Source organism: Anatilimnocola floriformis, from assembly GCF_024256385.1.
GTDB lineage: Bacteria > Planctomycetota > Planctomycetia > Pirellulales > Pirellulaceae > Anatilimnocola > Anatilimnocola floriformis.
Map to the genome: position 1 here is coordinate 45,529 of NZ_JAMLFW010000003.1, position 17,249 is coordinate 62,777.

The following is a 17,249-nucleotide window of genomic DNA, read 5'->3' on the forward strand; positions in this document are numbered from 1 at the left end:
CGAGTACGCTTACGGCGGTTCATCTCGGCGGAGCGAAATGAGTACCGAGAATACAGAACTACTCCACAGCCAGTTTCTTTAGTTCGACTTTGCGGAACTCAACCGGATGACTTTCCGATTGCAGGCTGATCGTACCGCCGCTCAGCATTTTGTTGCCGGCTTTGGCAATCAAGTCCTTGGCGTGCGCGTCGCGCTCGTCGAGTTGCGGTTCGTTGTAGGTGAGCACCGAAGCGCCGTCGATCTTGTGCTGAATGACCTGGTTGCCGCGCACGGTGATTTCGACCGTCACCCAATCTTCGCCGTGGTAGGTCTTCGACGTTGAGTTGGTGCAGTGCCGCGTGATGAGTTCACCCTTCATCACCACGTTCGTACCGGGCGTGCATAGGTTGGCCGTGGTCCGCGGGTCCTTGCCGTTGCCGCCGAGGAGTTGCACCTCGATCGACGCCGGAAAGTCCTGATCCTTGGTCATCGTCTCCGGCTTTTCGCCGTGAATCATCGCACCGCTGTTGCGAATGGCCCAGCCCGGCCCGCCTTCGCACTGCTTGCCGACGAAGCGATATTCGACGCGGAGGACGTAGTACGAAAACGATTCCTTATAGAACAAATGGCCAAAGGTCTCGTTGAACTTGTCGTACTTGTCATAGCCGACCTTCAACAGGCCATCTTCGACGCGGAACGTGTCGTTCCAATTCTCGCCCAGTTCGTGATAACGAATTTTGGGAGTCCAACCGTCGAGGTTCTTGCCGTTGAAGAGTTGAATCCATTCGCCGTCATCTTTCTTGGCTTCGTCTTTTTTGGCTTCTTGAGCGAAGGCCAAACTTGCGGTGGCGAGTGCGAGGAACGACAACGTCAGAAGAGAGGAGCGAAACATGGTATTCCTTAAGGATGTGGATAAATTGGCTTGCCAACGTACTGAGGTTGCGGAACGTGTTCTGGCCTGACAAACGCCTGCTGCGAGATTTCGGTCTTTTCGTGATCCGAACTGGTGAAAACCACATCGCCGTTGGCTGAGGTTGTTGCCGTCCAAGGCGTCTTTTGTTTTAGAAAATGAGCGACCGAGGCAAATTGCCAGGCGCGTAAGTCTTCATTGGAACTAATCCGCGCTCGCCAATTCCGATCGACGGCCCAGCCGAGCAAAACCGCGAGCAGCGTCATTCCCCACAGAATATCACGAATCGTGAAGCGAAGTTTCGTGAACATCGACTCGACTCCGGGAAACTAAACCTCTTCCAGCGATCTGAGCACTCGGTCGACTTCCGCCGTCGTGTTGTAGTGCACCAACCCGAGGCGGAGCATGCCGTTGGGTTCGTGGCCGAGGGCTTCGCTCAACTGCAATGCATAATAGTTGCCGTGCCAGGCAAAAATACCCTGCTCGCCCAAACGCTCGGCGAGTTGGGCCGAGGTGTAGCGATCGTGCGTCAGCGAAACGGTCGCGACGCGTTCGCTCAGCCGGGCTCGATCGGTGATGCCCCAGACTTTGATCTCGTCGATTTGGCTCAGACCGTGCAAGAGTCGGTCAATCAGAATTTTTTCATACTCGTCGATCGCAGCATACGCCTCGCGCAGCGCCGATCGGCGGTCGAGCGAATCGTTGCCGGCCACCATGCGGCCGATATCGGCGAGGTAATCAATACAGGCCAGCACGCCCGCGATGCTCTCGTGACTCTGCGTGCCGGTCATCCATTTGCCGGGGAGTGAATCGGTGGCCGGGCGCACCTTGTACGCCGTCAGCTTTTCCATCAACTCGCGTTTGCCCCACAACATGCCCGTGTGCGGCCCAAAAAACTTGTAGGCCGAGCAAGCTAGGAAATCGCAGCCGAGCGCTTGCACGTCGATCAAACGATGCGGCGCGTAGTGAACCGCATCGAGAAACACCAGCGCGCCGACTTGATGTGCCCAGCCAGCGATATCGCGCACCGGATTCACGCCGCCGGTGGCATTGCTCGCGCAACCAACCGCAACGAGTTTGGTTTTGCTGGTGATGGCAGCCCGAAATTGTTCGAGGTCCAGCGTGCAATCGCTGCGGTTGAACTCGATGAACTTGAGCGTCGCGCCAGCATCTTTCGCCGCGAGAACCCACGGGGTGACGTTGGCATCGTGGTCGACACGCGTCACGATCACTTCGTCGCCCGGTTGCCAGGTCTTGGCGAGGGCGCGCGAAAAAGCGAACGTCAGCGACGTCATGTTCTGGCCAAAGGCGACCGTATCGGGATCGTCGGTGCCGAGAAAATCGGCAGCAGCGCGATGGGCTTCGTCGAGCAGCCGATCGCTCTCGCGACCCGTGGGAAAGAGCCCGCCGTGATTGGCGTTGGTGTGGGCCAGATAATTGCCGATCGCATCGATGACGCGCTGCGGCACCTGCGTTCCGGCCGGCCCATCCAGATAAACGGCAGGCTGATCGGCGATGCGCCGCGACAGCGCCGGAAACTGCCGTCGACAATGCTCGAGAACATCTGCAGTAAATTTCATCGCCGCCGCTCCTACCCGTTTTTAGTGAACGGGCATTTTAGCGGATTGCAGGCCGTCTGTTACCGCCGACGCCAATCGACGCCGCTGAGCGAGCCGAGGGCGAGCATGAGTGCATGCGTGCCGTCGCGGCCATGCCCTTGGGCCTTCAGGGCGATGTAGAGTTGCCGCGAGAGCGCCAGGCCGGGCAGGCTGAGGCCCATGCGGTTGGCTTCGTCGAGGATGATGCCCATGTCCTTGATGAAATGCTCGACGAAGAAGCCGGGGTCGAAATTGTTGGCGATGATCCGCGGGCCGAGGTTCGACAACGACCAGCTGCCGGCAGCGCCCGGCGCGACCGATTGCAGCACCGTGTTCAGATCGAGACCGGCTTTGTAGGCATAGAGCAAGGCTTCGCACACGCCCACCATGTTGGCCGCGATCAGCGTTTGGTTGACGCACTTCGTGTGCTGACCCGCGCCGGCCTGGCCTTGGTGGATGATGGTTTTGCCCATCGTTTCCCAGCAAGGATGGAGGGCTTCGACCACGTCGCGATCGCCGCCGATCATGATCGACAGGCGAGCTTCCTTGGCACCGATGTCGCCGCCAGAAACAGGAGCATCGACCGCATGCACGCCGCGCGATTTCGCAGCGTCGTAGATCTCGACTGCCAGCGACGGCTCGCTGGTGGTCATGTCGACGAGAATGCTGCCGGGCTTCGAACCAGCGAGGGCCCCTTCAGCACCGAGGAACACTTCGCGCACATCCTTGGGAAAGCCGACGATGGCAAACACCACATCGCTACGGCTGGCCACTTCGCGCGGCGAACTAGCCCAGGCCGCGCCGCGGTCGAGCAAGGCTTGGGCTTTGCTGCGCGAGCGAGTCGTGACGGTCATTTGAAAACCGCGGGCAATGAGGTGTGAGCACATGCTCGAACCCATCACGCCCGTGCCGATCCAGCCGAGGCGAGTTTGTCCGGGAACGATGCGTTGAATAGCCATGATGTTTATCTCTGAAATAGGGGCTGGGGGCTAGGAACTGGGGGCTGGGGAAAAAGGCTGAACACTGGAACGAGGTTTAGGAAAACTGCATTTCCCTAGCCCCCAGTCCCTAGTTCCCTGCCCTCACTCCCACCGGCTTTCGGGCCGGTTCAGAACTTCGCTGAGGATGATTGCGTTTCGAATGGATTGGGCGTTCGACAGCAGCCGCGTGAGGTTCATCGAGGCTAGCAGGGCGTCGGACGTTTGCATCGGCTGCTTCACGGGGGCAGCGGTCGTTGTGTCTTTGAGTTGGCCCAGTTGATGATCGAACGTTTTGTGCAGGCGGGCTTCGAGCCGGTCGTCGGCCTGGTCGACTTCGGCGCCGAGGCTGGAAGCGTGGCGAGCGATCTCGGTCGTGCCGCGGAGGTGCTGCGAAACGGAAGAGTTAAAGCTGCTGCTCGTATCGGCGACTTCGGCGTCGATGATTTCGACCAGCGGCTCGGCTTGTACCGGCGCTCGCTGCGCGAGCGGTTGGCGTTGCACCAGCGGCTGACGCTGTGGCTGCTGCGGAGGCGGCGCGGGCTTGGCCGGTTGCTGTTGCTCGCGGCGTTTGGCTTCGGCCTGGGCGCGGCGGGCGGCAGCGCGGCGGAGAAACTCTTCGACTTCATCACGCATGGCTGAGCTCCCGCGCTAGTTCGTTTTGGTCGGCGTGCTGGCGCTGGCCCCGGCGATGCCGCGACGCATGTCGGTGTCGGCCACCAGATTTCGCATCTTGTAGTAATCCATGATGCCGAGCTTACCGCTGTTGAACGCAGCCGCCATGGCCTTCGGCACTTCGGCTTCGGCGGCGACGAGGAGCGCCCGCGATTCTTCGATGCGAGCGATCTGTTCTTGTTCGGCAGCCACTGCCATGGCGCGGCGACCTTCGGCGCGGGCGCGAGCCACGCGAGTATCGGCTTCGGCCTGATCGGCTCGCACGCGAGCACCGATGTTTTCGCCGACGTCGATGTCGGCGATATCCACCGAGACAATTTCAAACGCCGTTTGCGAGTCGAGCCGGCGAGCGAGCACGGCTTTCGAAATGCGGTCGGGATTTTCGAGCACTTCCATGTGATCTTCGGCCGAACCGATGGCCGACACGATCCCTTCGCCGACACGGGCGATGATTGTTTCTTCGGTAGCGCCGCCGATGAGCTGTTGCAGATTGGCCCGCACCGTCACGCGAGCTCGCACGCGGAGCTGAATGCCGTTGGCCGCGACAGCTTCGAGAAAGTCCTTGCCGGAATTCTTGGCCGGGCAATCGATGACCTTGGGATAAACGCTGGTCTGCACGGCTTCGAGCACGTTACGACCAGCGAGGTCGATGGCCGTCGCTTCGCGATAGCTGAGGCGAATGATCTTGGCTTTGTTGGCGGCGATCAGGGCCCGAATCACCAGCGGCACGTTGCCGCCGGAAAGGTAGTGGGCTTCGAGGGCTTTGCCGGTGATTTCATCGGGCAGGCCGGCCTGCACGCACATGATTTTCGATTTGACGATGACGTCCTTATTCACCTTGCGGAACGTCATGCCGATCAGATCGAACAGCGAAATGCCGGCGCGGGTGAGGAACGATTGAATCCACAGCCGAAAGAAGTTCGCAAAGATCGCCGCCACGATCAGCATAAAGATGACGACGAAAACCAGCAGCACCAACGTGATGATGGCTGGGAGCGAAATATCGTCAGCAAGCAAGAACATAATGAGGCCTCAGGAAGCGGCGCGTTTTCAGATAGCGTGTCTTGCCGGATATGATAACCGGAACGATTCACGCATACACTCATGGGCAACGCGTTTCGATGACACGCGACCGCCGGCCTAGTGCCGGCGGGGCGATCACTGGCCAGCTACGTTGAACGAGAATGTCGAACTCACCGCGACCACGGGGCTCGTCCCCGTGGAGCGTTCACTGAGCTGCGATCTAGCCAAAGTAGTGAGGGCCCCACCGGCGCGAGGCCGGTGGTCGCCGGGAGATTCAAGAGTCGTCCGTGTGTAGCCGATCAGTGAATGCTCCACTGGGGCAAGCCCAGTGGTCGCAGGAGATGCGGTGGCCAAAAGTTGCAAGTCATTCCGGCCTACCTTGTTAGGCCCCATACTTCTGCAACCGCCCGGCATTCGCCAGGGCCAGCGTCATCAAGTACTTCGCCTTGAATTGCCCCAGGCCACCGCGGATGGCGGTGTTTTCGCCGAAGGTCGTGTTGCCGTCAGTGCGGCAGCAGTCGCTGACGAGGAGCGTGGGCACCGGGTGCCAGCTGTGGGCCTTCAGATAGCTCGGTGTGCTGTGGTCGCCGGTGACGATCAGCACGTCGGGCTTGAGGGCTTGGACGCGGGGCAGAACGGCGTCGAACTCTTCGATCTTCTTCACCTTGGCGGCGAAGTTGCCGTCTTCGCCGGTGCTGTCGGTGTATTTGTAGTGCAGGAAGAAGAAGTCAAAATCCTTCCAGTACTGCGTCATCACGTCGACTTGCTCGTCGAGCGTCTGGGCCTTGCCGAGGATCTTCATGCCGACCAGCTGGGCCAGACCTTTGTACATCGGATAAACGGCGATCGCGCCGGCGCGGAGGCCGTACACTTCGTCGTAGCTTGGCAACGCGGGACGACCACTGAAGCCGCGGAGCGTGAGGCCGTTCGCCTTCGGCTGACCGGCGAGAATCTTCGTGGCTTGCTTGACGAACTCATTGGCGATGGCGGCGGCTTTTTCGCTGGGCACATCGTGACCAATGGCTTGCAGCGGCGCTTTGCCGACAGCTTGTGGATCGGTGTCCTTCACATTGCCGGCGAGACCTTCGCCGCGGAAGACGACGACGAAGCGATGCTCTTTCACAGGCTCGACGAAGACTTCGACGCCGGGAATTTTCACCGCGCGGAGGAGCGTGGCCAGCGGCGCGCTTTCTTCCGAGGCAATCCGGCCGGCGCGGCGATCGCTGATCAAGCCGTCCTTATCCAGCGTGCAGTAGTTGCCGCGAGCGGCGACGTCGCCCGGTTGCATGGCGAAGCCGATGCCGGTGGCTTCGAGTGCGCCGCGGCCGATCTGATATTGAATGGGATCGTAACCAAACAGCCCGAGGTGGCCGGGGCCGCTACCCGGAGCAATGCCCGGACAAACCGGCAGGCTGGCACCCTGCACGCCGATTTTCGCCAAGGCATCGAGGTTCGGCTTGACCGCCGTTTCGAGCTCCGTCTTACCGCCTGGCGTCATCGGCAAACCGCCGAGGCCGTCGGCGACGAGCATCACGATTTTCGAGTCGTTCTTGGTTTGCAATTCGCGGGTAAGGGCGTGGATATCCATGGCGGCGGCGGAGGGTAGGGATGAAGAGATGAAGGGGCTAGAGGTTAAGGGAAGAGAGGAGAGATTTGAGATGAAGAATGTCGCTTCAGCTCTAATCTCTATCCTCTTCCTCTCTGCCACCTTTATCCCTATCCCCCGGCCCGTTCACAAGGTGGCGTGGACGCAGTATCTTCAACCGCACTCTCTCCTTTTTGCGTTTCGCTACCGCTCTGACAGGCGTTTTTCCATGGCCGCTGCCATCGTTCCTCTCAAACTCGACATCTCCGGCGCCATTCACGCGGACTTCGGCGTGACCGAAACCGAGCTCGCCGCGCTGCGGCCTTCGCTGGAATACGCTCAGAAGGAAGTCCTCGAAGCCGACGCCAAGGCGTACGACTCGAAGAAGATCCCCGCCGAAAAAGACCCGCTCGATCACGGCTTTCTCGATCTGCCCGATCGCTTGCTGAAGGAATATCAAGAGAGGCGGGCCGAGAGCGAATTGGGCCGCATCATGACGGCGGCCGCGAAGCTGCGCGAGCAGGTCGATCGCGTCGTGATCCTCGGCATCGGCGGTTCGTACATGGGTGCCAAGGCTCTGATGGATGCCTGCTGCCAACCTTACTACAACGAGTTGAGCCGAGCCGAGCGCGGCGGCTATCCGCGGATCTATTTCGAAGGTAACAACATCGATAACGATGCCTCGCAGGGCTTGCTGCACCTGCTCGGCACGCAGCAAGGGACCACGCCGGAAACTCGCTGGGGCATTGTCGTCATCAGCAAGAGCGGCGAAACGCTCGAGACGGCCGTTGCTTTCCGGCAGTTCACCGCGGCCCTCGTGAAGAGCTGCGGCGGCGATGTGAAGAAAGCTGCGGAGCTGATCATTCCAGTGATGGGCGAAAAGGGTCGACTGGCCGATCTGTCGCAGGCCCTCGGTTGCAAGGAATGGTTCCCCGTGCCGGACGGCGTGGGTGGCCGCTTCTCGATTTTGTCTGCCGTCGGCTTGGTTCCGGCCGCCCTGATGGGGCTCGATATCATTCGCCTGCTGCAAGGTGCTTCGCTGATGACGAAGCACTTCCGCGAAGCGCCGGCGAAGGAAAACGCCGTGCTGCAATTCGTCGGCGTGAGCCACCTGATGGAAACGCGTCGCATGGCCAACCTGCGGATCCTCTGCATGTGGGCCAAGTCGCTGGAGTGCGCCGGCCTGTGGTATGACCAACTCCTCGCCGAAAGCCTCGGCAAGCGGTTCCTGGGCGCGACGCCACTCACGACGGTGAACACGCGCGACCTGCACAGCCGCGCTCAACAACATCAGCAAGGCCGGCGCGACAAACTGTTCGTCAACGTCATCGTCGACAAGTGGCGATTCGATTCGCTGGCCGTCGGCAAGAGCGAATTCGATCAAGACAAGCTCAACGACATCGCCGCCAAGACGCTGCCGGAACTGATGAGCGCTGCCATCCAAGGGACCAACGAAGCCTATGCAGGCGACGGCCGGCCGACGATCGATCTGCACTTGCCGTCAACCGACGTCACGGTGATGGGCCAATATTTTCAATGGCTGATGATCGCGACGGTCGTCGAAGGTCGGTTGCTCGGCATCAATCCGTACGGTCAGCCCGGCGTGCAGATGTATAAGGGTGCGATGAAGCGGATTTTGGGGCGGTAGGAGGAAAGTTCTGAGTTTTGAGTTCTGAGTTCTGAGACAGGAAGTCTCGAGCAAGGTCCTCTTGTCTCAGAACTCAGAACTCAAAACTCAGAACTTCCTATGGCGACACTAACCTGGCTCGGTCACGCGTGCTGGCTCATCCAAACCGGCGAGCACTCCATCCTGCTCGATCCTTATCTCGATTCCAGCCCAGCCGCTTCCTGCAAGGCGGCTGACATCCGTGCCGATTACGTACTGGTTTCACACGGCCATTACGATCACTGCCTGGAAGCAGCCGCGGTAGCCAACAGCAACAACGCCACGCTGATCGCCAATTTCGAAATCGCCACTTGGTTCGAGACGAAGCATGGCGTGAAGAACACCATCGCCATGAATCTCGGCGGCAGCGTGGCGACAAAATTTGGCCGCGTGACGATGACCATCGCCTGGCATTCGTCGATATTGCCCGATGGCAGTTATGGCGGCGCACCGGCGGGCTTTATCCTGCAGCTGAACGAAGGGAAGCGGATTTATTTCGCCTGCGACACGGCTTTCTTCAGCGATATGCGGCTGATCGCCGAACCAAAACTCGATCTGGCCGTATTACCTATCGGCGATCTCTATACCATGGGAATTGATGATTCGCTCGCCGCGACGAAACTGCTGCAGCCGAAGTTCGTCGCGCCCTCGCACTACAACACCTGGCCGCCGATCGCGCAAGATGCTCAGGCCTGGGCTCAGCGCGTCAGCCAGGAAACCTCGGCCCAGCCGCGCGTGCTGCAGCCGGGAGAAAGTTTTTCGCTATGAAGACTTGGATGTTCTTGTTGGTCGCCGCTCTCGCGCTCGTCTTTTCTTTTGACAGGAGCAGTATCGCGGAAGAACTGCGCTGGAAGCTGCAAAAGGGTGACAAGTTTCAGCTGGAGATGAAACAACAAACCGAATCGCTGGTGAACCTCAGCGGCAAAAAGCTCAACTCCACGATCGATCTGCTGATTCTCGTTGGCTGGGATGTGACGTCGGCCGATGCCGACGCGTTTGTCATCGAGCAAACGATCGATGCCGTGCGGATGGAAATGAAGGGCCCGGAGCAGACTCCTGTCATCTACGATTCGCGCGAAAAGAAACCCGTCGTCGGCGCCGCGAAGGATTTCGCCAGCGCGGTTGTGGGTTTGATCGGCGCGAAGTTCAAACTCACCATGACGCCGCTGGGCGCGATCTCGAGCGCGGAACGCTTGTCACCACCCGCCGAAGCTGCGCCCGCTGGTGACGCGGCCAAAGTCGCGGTCCAAAGCAAAGAAACGGTCGAGCAACTCCTCAAGCAACCTCTCCTGCCGCTGCCCGCAGAAGTCGCCGGCAGCGATGCAACCTGGACCGACGAACGCCAAAGCAAAGCGGCCCTCGGCAATGCCAAACTCGTCCGCACGTTCACGCTCGCCGGCAGCGATACCCGCGACGGCAAAACAGCACACAAGATCAATGTGAAAGGTGAACTCACGATCGACTCGCCACCCAAAGGCGCGCCGCAACTCAAAACGCAAAGCCATACCGGCACGGCTTGGTTTGCGAAAGATCCAGGCCGATTGCTGGCCGCCGAAACATCGCAGCGACTCGTTACCGAGAGCATGTATCGCGATTCGACCATTACCGTCGACCTGATTACAACGCTGAGCACCACACTCACGCCGCGCGAATAAGCAAGCCGCTGGAAACCGGCTCGCCGACTTCCATTTCTTCGCCCGCCGCGCAACAATCGAGCGCAGTCGTTCGTTGAAATCTCTCGCCGGAGCCTCTCCATGTCATCGCGTCGCGAATTCCTGCAACATTCGGCCGCTGCGTCCGCCGCGCTTCTCGCCCTCAGCACGCAACCCGAAACGGCCCGCGGTTATCTCGCCAACGACACGCTGCAGGTCGGCTGCATCGGCACCGGCGGTCGCTGCCGCGGTTTGATGAAGTCGCTCGTGAAAGTGCCGAACGTCAAGATCACGGCCGTCTGCGACGTGTGGGATGTGCATCTCGACGAAGGCAAAAAACTTGCCGATGCGGCGGCCTTCACCACGAAAGATCATCGCGAGTTGCTCGCGCGCAAGGACGTCGACGCCGTGCTGATCGGAGCGCCCGATCATCAACACGTGCCGCTCACGATCGATGCCTGCGCTGCCGGCAAAGATGTGTATGTCGAAAAGCCGCTGACGCATGATCCAGCCGAAGGGGCAAGCGTCATCGCCGCGCAGAACGATCACAAACGAATCGTGCAGGTCGGCATGCAGCAGCGTTCGATGCCACACATCGCCAAGGCCCGCGAACTGATCCAGGCCGGCGGCATCGGCAAGGTGCTGAAGATTCATCTCAGTTGGAATCGTAACACTTCGCGCGCGACGGCGAATAAGCTGGGCATCGATCCCAAGAGCGTCGACTGGAAGCGGTTTCTCGGCAGTGCGCCGCAGCAAGACTTCAATGAATATCGCTTTCGCAATTGGCGCTGGTTCTGGGATTTCGGCGGCGGCATTTTCACCGACCTGATGGTCCACTGGATCGACGTCGCTCATTGGGTGCTCGACCTCAAGCAACCTCTCTCGGCCGCCAGCATCGGCGACTTCCATCACGCGGCCGGCATTTGGGAAACGCCCGATACGGTGCAAACGCTCCTTCGTTACGCCGATCCGCAAGCGAGCAAGGACGAGAGCCCGAGTGCAATTCAAGCGTACTTCGAAGGGACATTCAGCAACGCCCGCAATGCTGCCATGATCGAGTTCATGGGTACCGAAGGCAGCGTCTACATCGACCGCGGTCGCACCGAACTGATCCCCGAACGGAACAGCAAGGTCAAGCCGAGCGAATGGATTCTCAATCCCGATCGTCCGCGCGGCGCCGATTTTTATCCGAACCCCGACGGCGAATTGCTCCACCTCACCAACTGGGTCGATTCGGTGCGCGCTCGCACGGCGCCGGTCGCTCCCGTGGAAGCGGGTGTGCTCGCTGCAGCGGCGGCTCAGCTTTCGAATCAAGCACTACGCAGCGGACAAGTCGCGGTTTCGAAATAGTCTGCCGTCATGCCGCGCTACTCCGTTACTTCGATCACCGATCCGCGAGTTGCTCCTTACGCTCAGCTGCATCAAACCAATCTCACGCGCGGCAGCGGTCTGTTTGTCGCGGAGGGAGATAAGGTCGTCCAGCGGCTGATCGACAGCGATTACGTGGTCGATTCGCTCCTTGCTGAAGCAGAATGGGCGGAGCGACTCGAACCGCAGGTTCCTGCCGAAACGCCCATCTATATCGTCGAGCGCGCGCTGATGACCGAGCTCGTCGGCTTTCGTTTTCACCGCGGTGTGCTCGGTTGTGGGCGACGAAAAGAAACGCCGACGCTGGCTGAAATTCTGCCGGCAAATCATGAACCGGCGCTGGTGTTGGTTTGCCCTGCCGTGCAGGATCCAACCAACCTCGGCAGCATCATTCGCACGGCAGCCGCGATGGGAGCGAACGCGCTCTTGCTCGGTGGCGATTGTGCCGATGCCTTCTCGCGGCGCGTATTGCGGGTCTCGATGGGAAGTTCGCTGTTCCTGCCGATTCGCGAAGCAGCCGATCTCGTCGGCGATGTCGTCGCGCTGCGTGAAACTTACGGTTTCGAAGTGCTGGCCACGGTCTTGGATAAAAACGCCACGCCCCTCGATCAAGTCGCGCGGCCGCGGCGACTCGCGCTGGTTCTGGGCAGCGAAGGACACGGCCTCGATGAACGTTGGCTGCAACTTTGCCCGCAGCAAATCACGCTGCCGATGCGCGCCGGGATTGATTCGCTTAATGTTTCGATTGCGGCAGCGGTCTTCTTATATCACTTCCGCAGGTAATTGCTGCGAGTACGCAGGTAGTTGCTCCTCGCTGATTTCTCTAGAATGCGGATTCCTACACGCACCATCCTTCCTGGTTTCCTACCATGCATCACCAGTCAAAATTCGTCGCCATCGTCGCGCTGGCCATCGCCGGCAGCGGTTCGTTCGTTCTGCACGCCATCGAACGGAACGCAGCCGATTCGCAGAGTCGCATCAAGGAATCGGTCGGATATCTGGCTTCTGACGAACTCGAAGGCCGCGGCGTGGGGACCGAGGGCTTGAACAAAGCCGCCGATTACCTGGCCGGTGAATTCAAAAAATTGGGCCTGAAAACCGAGCTCTTCGACGGCACGCCGTTTCAGAAGTTCGAAGTAACCGTCTCGACCGACCTGGGTCCGAAAGATCAGAACTTCCTCACGCTCGTCGGTCCCGAACAGCTGAAACTGAAACTTGGCGAAGACTTCACTCCGCTCGCCGTCGGCGGCTCGGCCAAGTTCGACACCAACCTCGTCTTTGTCGGCTATGGCATCTCGGCAAAGGACCTCAACTACGACGATTACGAAGGCCTCGACGTCAAAGACAAGGTCGTGGTCATCATTCGCAAAGAGCCGCAGCAAAAAGACCCCAAGAGCAAGTTCGACGGCGAACGCCCCAGCCGGCATGCTCCGTTCATGCAGAAGATTTCCAACGCCAACGGCCACGGCGCGGCTGCGGTAATTTTTGTCAACGATGGTCTCGAGCTGCAATCTGCCCGCGAACAAGTTGCCAAGATCACCAAGGAAGCGCAAGACAAGCTCGTCGAAGAGAACAAGAAGTTCGTCGAACTGAAAGAACCGACCGAAGAACAAAAGGCCAAGCACGAAGAAGCCGTCAAGAAATTGAACGATCGCCTTTCGGAACTCGCCAAAGAGGCCGAAAAAGATCCCGACCAAGTGCTGCCGTTTCAAGGCGCGGGTCCGGACAGTCAGCAGCGAAAGATGCCGGTGTTTTTCGTCAAACGAGCCATCATCGACAGCGTAGTGAAGAAATCGCTCGGCAAGAGCCTCGACGAAATCGAAGCCAGCATCGACGCCGATCTCAAGCCGCAGTCGGCCGCGCTCACCGGCTGGAAAGCCGATGGCGAAGCCAGCGTTCTGCAGAAGAAAGCCGAAGTCAAGAACGTCATCGCGGTGCTCGAGGGCGAAGGCCCGCACGCGGACGAAACCATCGTCATCGGCGCGCACTACGACCACGTCGGTTTCGGCGGCCAGGGCTCGGGTTCGCTCGCTCCTTGGACACACGAAGTTCACAACGGCGCCGACGACAACGCCTCGGGCACGGCTACGCTGCTGGAAGTTGCTCGCCTTCTCGCGACCTCGGGCAAAAAGCCGCAGCGGCGAATTGTTTTCATGGCTTTCACGGGTGAAGAGCGCGGCTTGCTCGGCAGCGCGCATTACACCAAGCAACCGCGATTCCCGCTCGACAACACGATCGCGATGTTCAATCTCGATATGGTCGGCCGTCTCGATCAGAACAAGCTGATCGTCTACGGCACGGGCACAGCGAAGGAGTTCGATCCGCTCGTCGACGAACTCGGCAAGAAGTACGAATTCAAAATCACGAAGCATGAAGGTGGCTTTGGTCCCAGCGATCACAGTTCGTTCTATGCCAAGAAGATTCCGGTGCTGCATCTCTTCACGGGGACGCACAGCGACTATCACCGCCCCAGCGACGACTCGCCGAAGCTCAACATCGAAGGGATGCAGCGGATCGCCGATTTTCTACTCGATGTGGTCAACAAGACCGACTCAGCCGAAGCTCGCCCGACCTACATCAAGAACGACAAGCAGGAAGGGATCGCCAGCAGCACCAGTGGTGGTCCGGAAGGTGAGCGGCCTTACCTCGGCAGCATTCCGGATTTCGCCGCCAACGATGAAGGGCTGGCCATCACCGGTGTTTCGCCCGGCAGCCCGGCTGAAAAAGCGGGCATGAAGGGTGGCGACATCATCATCAAGCTCGGCGAGAGCAAAATCAGTGGCATCGAAGATCTGCAGTCGTCTCTCTTCAAATACAAGATCGGCGAAACGATCAAAGTCATCGTCAAACGCGATGGCAAGGAAGTGACGCTCGAGGTCACTCTCGCCAAGCGAATGCGGTGAGAGACGAGGATCAGCCCAGACGCATCAGCAGCCCCCGTTTTGCTGGATTTTGCCGTCGTAGTGGTTTATCGTAATCTGCTCCTATGAGCAACGATTATCCTCCGTACCAATCCGGCAATATTCAGCCGCTGCAGCCACCGCCACTGCCGCCTCTTGCCGGCGTGCGCTGGGAGCCGCCGCGCGCTCTAGAGCCACGCACGCACGCGCAGATCTGCGCGGCCTGGAGCATGGTGGCTGCCGCGTTCGTCATCGTCGGTTGCGTGATTTGCGTGGGAACGCATTTCCTGAACGATGTCAATGTGCCGCTGTGGTGGATTCCCATTCTGTTTCTGGTAGCCGTCGCCGGTGGGCTGACGATCGCTGCCTATCAAATCGCGCCCGCCGAAGGTCAGCCGCAGCGGCAATTTGTGCTCGGCATGGCCGGTAACAGTCTGGTGCTGCTGGCGGTTGCTGCGTCTGCGTTTGCGATCACCACTTTTCCGATGTCGTTTCTGCTGTTCCTGAAGTCGGAAGCGGGAGCGGCCGAAATGAAGAGAGTGAGGCAGCGCGCAGAAATGGCGCAGCGGCAAAGAATCAGAGAGCAGCGGCAGGTGAATGTTGCTCAGTCGGCGTATCAGCGGGAGATGCTGACGATCGAAGCTAACATTCGCGACGCGGAACGCCGATTGGCCGAGGCCGATGCCTCGGAGCAACTCGAAATCGAAAATGAAAAAGCGGCCGAGGTCCAGTTAGTCGCCGAGCGCGATCGTCTGTCGCGAACTGCCTATGCCACGGCGCTGCTCGCGTGCTTGACCAAGCCCGATAGTCACCCGGTGCCCCCCTATGCGGGATTGCTCGATTGGAAACAGGTGAACGTGAGCGATCGCGGCGCCGGCGAGCGGCTGTTGCCGCAGGTTCATCGCGATGCAACAACTGTGTTGCTATCCGAAAAAACGACTCCGGTTAACGGCCTGACGATCAACCAGTTGAAGTTGATCGGCGGAGATTTTCTTCCCGAGATCGCAGTGCGAAAGCGACCGCAGGGCACGCTACTGTTATTCGCGCGCCGTAGCGGCGAGATACTGGAAGTAACGCCGAACAATTGGCAGCAGCAAGCCACGATAGTGGTTGGTGGCCGTTGTCAGGATGTTTTTTTCAAGCGAGACAATATCTATGTCGCGCGCGATAATCCGGGATCGATTCTGACGATGGAATATCGGCGCGAAGATCCGCGCACGGGAGTCCTCATCGATTACAGTCAGACGCTCGTCAATGCTCCGCGGCAACTCACCGTCAACAACCGCACCCTGTTCGGCGTGACCAGCGAAACGGCGCCGCAGTTGTGGGCGAAGATCGACCGTGGCGTGGTGACAGAGGTGCAAGAACTGGCAAAGGTTCGCGATCCGAATAGCCGGTTTCTGCCCGAGCAACTCGGCCGTGATGTATTCGTTGATGGAGGCCGGCAGATCTTCGTTGCGCAGAAAGATGGCGTGTACCGCGGCCAACTGCCGGCCAGCAATGCAACAAGTCCCGCGTCGCGCAACGATAGCGGCGGTTTCGCGACGCTCAGCGGGAAGCATTTTTCCGCCGGCGACGAAGATTTTCCGCTCGATCAAATCACTTGGACGAAGGTGCTGCCCGCGGCAGGAATCGACGTTACCAAGTTTGCGACGATGGGAAATGAACTGCTCGCAACTTGCAACGAGCAGACGAACTTGATTCTGTTCGACAAGCAAGGGAAGCCGCATTCGCAGCACACCTGGCCCGGTGCGGGCCGAACCGTCGGAATCGCCGGTGCGCGCGATCTGCCCCTGCTGATTGTGTTCACGCAAAACAGTGTCTTCGCGGTCAGCAACGAAGTGGTCTCCACAGATCCGCCGTTTGTGGTCAATGTTGGTAAACCGAATCCGCCTCCACCGGAAAATAAACAGGCCGTACCTCCGCCTGAAGTGCCAGCGCTCAAACCGGGCGAACGGACATATCCCGTCGTTTCCAGTCATGCCTTGCCGCGCGCCAATAACAAGAACATCGCTGGCGAGTCGACGAAACTGCGCGGCGCGAATGTCACCGAGTTGAAGGTGAACGCGCAGCGCTGGGTTTGGGGCGAGGATGAAAATCAGATCTTCGCGCTCGAAGGCAACACGATTCATCGGATCAATGTGCAGTCAAAAAGCATCGAGATTTCAGTCGACCTTGCACCCGAGGAAGGTTCGGTTTCCCATTTTGCAGCGACGATTACCAAGCTAGTCGCCATCGTGCCGAAGGCTCGGCAGTTGGCCGTGCTGAATCCGGTTACGCTGCATCCCGTCACATTCGAGCTGGCTGGCTTTACGATCAAAGAAGGAGCGGCCCGGCCTGGCTTTTTTGCTGCGACGCGCGACACGGACAATATCGCGATCAGCTACGGTCCCGACTTCGCCAAAAAGACCGACATCTTCAACGTGTGGGAGAGACGCGTTGTAACCACGATCGAGCCTCGGTTTTTTACGCCCCCTTGCGCCTCGTTGCAGACCATGGCCCTCGGCGAGAACCTGGTGATCGCCGTGGAAGGAGGGCGGCTGTACACCGTCGAATGGAACGCCAACACCTGGCGCGTGATCTCCAATCCTCGAGCCACGAACAATTACAAGACAGATTCCTTCGCCTACAACCGGCGAACCGGACGCCTCTACATGGGAACCAAGACTTCGATCAATTTCCTTACCTTAAAGGGACCAGACGACCCTTATCCGCCGATCGAAAAACCTGCCGATGCTCAAATCGCTTTCACGCCAGATGGTGAATATTACTGGCTCGACAATGGCAAACAATTTGATCTGAACGGACGCGCGACGGTGGCGCTCGACCTGCCCAAGACCGGCGGCGGCGTAACCATCGGCCCCTTGGGCAACAAGCTGATGATTGGCAATCAATTGATTGAACTAACCAAGTAAC

Annotated in this window: 14 protein-coding genes; 7 read left to right on the top strand and 7 right to left on the bottom strand. The window is 59.4% G+C overall.

Translation table 11 applies throughout. The features are described from left to right. Positions 1 to 58 precede the first annotated feature (58 nt). The 7 genes from M9Q49_RS33425 to M9Q49_RS33455 form a co-directional block, all read right to left on the bottom strand. Positions 59 to 871, bottom strand: a complete 813-nt coding sequence (locus tag M9Q49_RS33425) for a 3-keto-disaccharide hydrolase (protein ID WP_254513679.1) — start codon at positions 869 to 871, stop codon at positions 59 to 61. Between the two features lie 8 nt (positions 872 to 879). Next, positions 880 to 1,200, bottom strand: coding sequence for a hypothetical protein (locus M9Q49_RS33430; RefSeq protein WP_254513680.1), 321 nt, complete (start codon positions 1,198 to 1,200; stop codon positions 880 to 882). An 18-nt stretch (positions 1,201 to 1,218) separates the two neighbouring features. Further along, a complete protein-coding gene (locus M9Q49_RS33435; protein ID WP_254513681.1) occupies positions 1,219 to 2,469 on the bottom strand; it encodes a cysteine desulfurase-like protein in 1,251 nt (416 codons plus the stop codon). Positions 2,470 to 2,528: 59 nt separating this feature from the next. Beyond that, the gene (locus M9Q49_RS33440; RefSeq protein WP_254513682.1) at positions 2,529 to 3,446 is read right to left on the bottom strand and encodes an NAD(P)-dependent oxidoreductase; all 918 of its coding nucleotides are present in this window, start codon (positions 3,444 to 3,446) and stop codon (positions 2,529 to 2,531) included. A gap of 123 nt (positions 3,447 to 3,569) precedes the next feature. Continuing rightward, on the bottom strand, positions 3,570 to 4,100 hold the full coding sequence (locus M9Q49_RS33445) for a hypothetical protein (RefSeq protein ID WP_254513683.1): 531 nt from the start codon (positions 4,098 to 4,100) through the stop codon (positions 3,570 to 3,572). Between the two features lie 15 nt (positions 4,101 to 4,115). Continuing rightward, positions 4,116 to 5,162 carry a flotillin-like protein FloA gene (gene floA, locus M9Q49_RS33450; RefSeq protein ID WP_254513684.1) on the bottom strand — a complete coding sequence of 349 codons (1,047 nt, stop codon included), beginning with the start codon at positions 5,160 to 5,162 and terminating at the stop codon, positions 4,116 to 4,118. 382 nt (positions 5,163 to 5,544) lie between these two features. Further along, positions 5,545 to 6,750, bottom strand: coding sequence for a 2,3-bisphosphoglycerate-independent phosphoglycerate mutase (locus tag M9Q49_RS33455; protein ID WP_254513685.1), 1,206 nt, complete (start codon positions 6,748 to 6,750; stop codon positions 5,545 to 5,547). A gap of 226 nt (positions 6,751 to 6,976) precedes the next feature. On the opposite strand from M9Q49_RS33455, the gene M9Q49_RS33460 reads away from it, so the two are divergent. From M9Q49_RS33460 to M9Q49_RS33490, 7 genes are all read left to right on the top strand, one after another. Then, positions 6,977 to 8,395: a glucose-6-phosphate isomerase gene (locus M9Q49_RS33460; protein WP_254513686.1), complete on the top strand. Its 1,419-nt coding sequence runs from the start codon at positions 6,977 to 6,979 to the stop codon at positions 8,393 to 8,395. Positions 8,396 to 8,494: 99 nt separating this feature from the next. Then, positions 8,495 to 9,181, top strand: a complete 687-nt coding sequence (locus M9Q49_RS33465) for a metal-dependent hydrolase (protein WP_254513687.1) — start codon at positions 8,495 to 8,497, stop codon at positions 9,179 to 9,181. After that, a complete protein-coding gene (locus M9Q49_RS33470) occupies positions 9,178 to 10,068 on the top strand; it encodes a hypothetical protein (RefSeq protein ID WP_254513688.1) in 891 nt (296 codons plus the stop codon). The genes M9Q49_RS33465 and M9Q49_RS33470 overlap by 4 nt, the downstream gene beginning before the upstream one ends. A 99-nt stretch (positions 10,069 to 10,167) precedes the next feature. Further along, positions 10,168 to 11,415: a Gfo/Idh/MocA family protein gene (locus M9Q49_RS33475; protein WP_254513689.1), complete on the top strand. Its 1,248-nt coding sequence runs from the start codon at positions 10,168 to 10,170 to the stop codon at positions 11,413 to 11,415. A 9-nt stretch (positions 11,416 to 11,424) separates the two neighbouring features. Beyond that, positions 11,425 to 12,216 carry a TrmH family RNA methyltransferase gene (locus M9Q49_RS33480; RefSeq protein ID WP_254513690.1) on the top strand — a complete coding sequence of 264 codons (792 nt, stop codon included), beginning with the start codon at positions 11,425 to 11,427 and terminating at the stop codon, positions 12,214 to 12,216. A gap of 86 nt (positions 12,217 to 12,302) precedes the next feature. Next, positions 12,303 to 14,336 carry a M20/M25/M40 family metallo-hydrolase gene (locus M9Q49_RS33485; RefSeq protein ID WP_254513691.1) on the top strand — a complete coding sequence of 678 codons (2,034 nt, stop codon included), beginning with the start codon at positions 12,303 to 12,305 and terminating at the stop codon, positions 14,334 to 14,336. A gap of 83 nt (positions 14,337 to 14,419) precedes the next feature. Further along, positions 14,420 to 17,248 carry a hypothetical protein gene (locus M9Q49_RS33490; RefSeq protein ID WP_254513692.1) on the top strand — a complete coding sequence of 943 codons (2,829 nt, stop codon included), beginning with the start codon at positions 14,420 to 14,422 and terminating at the stop codon, positions 17,246 to 17,248. The last annotated feature ends 1 nt before the right edge of the window (position 17,249 follow it).